At 56.7% G+C, this 3,235-nt stretch carries 3 protein-coding genes; all 3 read left to right on the forward strand.

Annotated features, from left to right (window positions below; translation table 11 throughout):
- Positions 1-575, forward strand: a 575-nt coding sequence (locus tag ACLQ25_RS32495) for a hypothetical protein (RefSeq protein ID WP_425734553.1), incomplete at its 5' end; no start/stop codon positions are given.
- 129 nt (positions 576-704) lie between these two features.
- The gene (locus tag ACLQ25_RS32500; protein ID WP_425734554.1) at positions 705-1,700 is read left to right on the forward strand and encodes a reverse transcriptase family protein; all 996 of its coding nucleotides are present in this window, start codon (positions 705-707) and stop codon (positions 1,698-1,700) included.
- 512 nt (positions 1,701-2,212) lie between these two features.
- Entirely contained in the window at positions 2,213-3,163 is a 951-nt protein-coding gene (locus ACLQ25_RS32505; RefSeq protein WP_425734555.1) for a hypothetical protein, read from the forward strand.
- Positions 3,164-3,235: the final 72 nt, after the last annotated feature.

Here is a 3,235-nt window from a genome sequence, read left to right on the forward strand (position 1 = left end):
TATCCAACGCCGTCCGGTATGGACGTTACGCCCGTGTCATCCCCACTCGGCCGCCGAATCTTGCTGAGATCACCTCACTAGATGTCTCCTGTCCATTCCTAGAATTGATGCGCAGCCTGTTCTTTAGAGCGTATATGGTCGTCACGGATCGGACGAGTGTTCCTGGCAACACCGAATCCGAGCGCATTGAATTCATGTATGTAAAGTTGTTGAGTGATCTCTTGATCCGACATCGCAATGAACCCGAACTGTTCTGCCAAATAGAGCAGAGCGAAGGCATGGGATCCATTATCCGGCGGCTTCCCAATAGCGCTGCCGGGCGGGCGTACGAAACGCTCGGCAAGGTGGCACCCTTGCCACGGCTAGAGATTGTGATGGTCGCCAAGGCGGAATGCATGTCTATGGCCATAATCGACTACGTCATGTCAGCCGTAACCAGGTGGCTCCAAGCGGGCTGCCCTACAAGTCCGAAGGACTGGCCCTATAGGGCTTTCCGTGAGATAGAACCGTTCGTTTCTTTGCTCTATTCATTCGAGCAAGGTCGCATCTCCAGCCGAAAAGACCCACTCCATTGACGTATGCTATACTGCGGTTTGCGGTAGGGTCGCAGTCAATCTTGTGCGCGAGTTCGCGCGCGTTGCCTGATAGCCCTAGCACAGCGAGTGCGGCCCTACCGCCAAAAGTCCAACTGCCCGGGGTGATTAGTGCCATTCTCGGTTGATGACCTCGCACAACACGCGGGCGCGTCCAGGGAAGTCTTGGAGGCGCTATCGTTGGCGCTCCCTTTGGGTGAGGGACGACTCTATTTCCCGTGGACATTTCGCAAGAAGCACGGTGGCATACGCGAAGTAGTCAAGCCAGTCGGCCCATTCGACGCAATTACGAAAAACCTGCACCGCAGCTTCACAGATCTATTGCCGTATGAGCCACCCGGGCATGTTCACGGATTCGTTCATGGACGCTCCACGGTTAGCAATGCGAGCCAGCACCTCGACAAAACGTGCGTATTACGCGTAGACCTTGAGGACTTCTTCCCGTCGATTAGAGCCGCAATGGTGAGAGCTTCATTGCAAAGCCAGGGGTACGACGAGAAGGCTACCGACATTGCTGTAAGCGTTGTGACTATCGCCGGCAAGTTGCCCGTCGGGGTAAGCACGTCACCCTTCTTGTCCAACTTGGCCTTCCGGGACACGGACCGCTTGCTTGCAGAGTATGCGCAGTCACGGGAGTTGTCGTTTACGCGATATGTGGATGACCTTACCTTTTCTGGCGAGCTTTCTGACCGCCATTTGGTGGACATCGCGCGCATTCTTGACGATGCTGGCTGGTCAGTGAACACACGTAAAACGGCCTTCATGCGCCGAGGTGGGCCGCAGTACGTCACCGGCTTATACGTGGGGGACGCGGGCGGGCCACGGATCCCACGAAAGATAAAACGCCGCATGCGTTGGATCCTGCACATAATTTCGAAGTTCGGCTACGACACCTATATGGCGGACTTCGGCGGTGAAGATCAAGAAATGTACCGGCGTCGCCTGTTGGGCTGGGCGTGTTACATCGCCGCAGTCGAGCCAGATGTAGGTTATCCCCTATTACGAGCGTTCGATGAACTGGTGCCGGACGTGTATGCCGGCGTAAACGCCTACGCTGACATAGCGGATTGGGTCGACGCAACAGAGGATTTAGACGGTCTGCTCTAGCGCTCACGACAACTCCTCATGCATCGCGGCGAGTCGATTGTCTCGGCCACGGGGTGCATATGTTCGGGTTAGGTTGTTGAGCCTCACGTGATCTGCCATAGAGCCGTTTTAACCGTCGCCCGTCGCAGGAAAATGTTCGAGTGCAGTTGTCGAGTGCAGCGCCGGTGAGAACTTTCCATACGTCTTTAAGGCGGCCCTTTGGGCCGCGTCGCCCGACCCCTGCCGGTTCCGCCTTGATCAACACGGGGTCGATCAGCCGTCCCGACTCAGCGCAGGAAGTCCAGGCAGCGCGTCGCGCCGGAAATGGTGCTCACGCCGAACGAGGTTCGCCTTAAGTTCGCGACTATTGGCCTCTCCGCGGTTTATCGCCCAGAAGACGAAACGAACACCATAGCCACTATTCTCGCCGTATGCGCGGTAGCGTGCCGAGGGGAGTAGCGGGTTCTGCTTCCTTCGCATAATGTCCGAAGGTGGGAACACCCGTTGTTGCGACCGTGCGAGATAATCCAGGGATGCCCGAACGTCGAAGGTGGTATAAGCGCATTAGGCTTGTTGGCTTCCTGCAGCGGAAGTGGTCTAAGCGCAATGCCAAGAAGCTTGCTAGGCCTAAGAGGGTTTCGAAGCCTCGGACCTACAAGCCCATCCACCTTGCGACGTTGGTAACGCTGGCCATCGTGGCTCTCACGGTAACCGGTGTCGCCGCGTGGTTCATGTGGCACGCGGCTCAGGTTCCGGCGAGGTTCACGAACTCGCCGGACCTAGCAGTCCGAGCAGCCCAACTACGGGTAGACGTCATTCGGAACGTTCTGGCCGTGGGCGCAGGTGCGGGTGGTCTGATCGCACTATTCGTGGCGTTGCGCCGACAGTACGTGAAAGAGCGTGTAGACCACGCTGACCAAGAATATAAGAACCGGACCGCTGAAGACACCAAACATGACGCGGCAGAGCGTCGAGTAACCGAACTGTATACCAAGGCTGCTGAGCAGTTGGGTTCTGATAGAGCGCCCGTACGTATGGCTGCTCTTTACGCCTTGGAGCGTATGGGTCAGGGCAACCCTGAGCACAGGCAGACGGTCGTCAACTTGGTGTGTGCCTATCTGCGAATGCCGTTCAACCCGCTATTGCTCGACTCTACCGATGATGCGGCGAAGGTATCGATCGAAGATAAGGAGAGGCGCCAACAAGAACAACAAGTGCGGTTGGCCGCTCAGAGGGTGTTATCTGATCACTTGCGGAATAAGAGGGTGGTCGGTGTAGAAGATGGGAGGATATTCGAAGAGGATGGGGGTGCCGCCTTCTGGCCGAATATGTCGATAAATCTATCGGGTGCCGTCTTGTTGGACTTCGACTTTTCGAGCTGCTCCGTTGCCTCGATTCGAATCCAAGACGCCAGGTTTTACGGAGCGGCCGTTTTTAGCTCGCTAATCTCGCATGGGCTGGCGGACTTTTCAAGGACACAATGAGGTGATCTCAGCAAGATTCGGCGGCCGAGTGGGGATGACACGGGCGTAACGTCCATACCGGACGGCGTTGGA

The organism is Micromonospora sp. DT44 (assembly GCF_049841635.1).
GTDB lineage: Bacteria > Actinomycetota > Actinomycetes > Mycobacteriales > Micromonosporaceae > Micromonospora.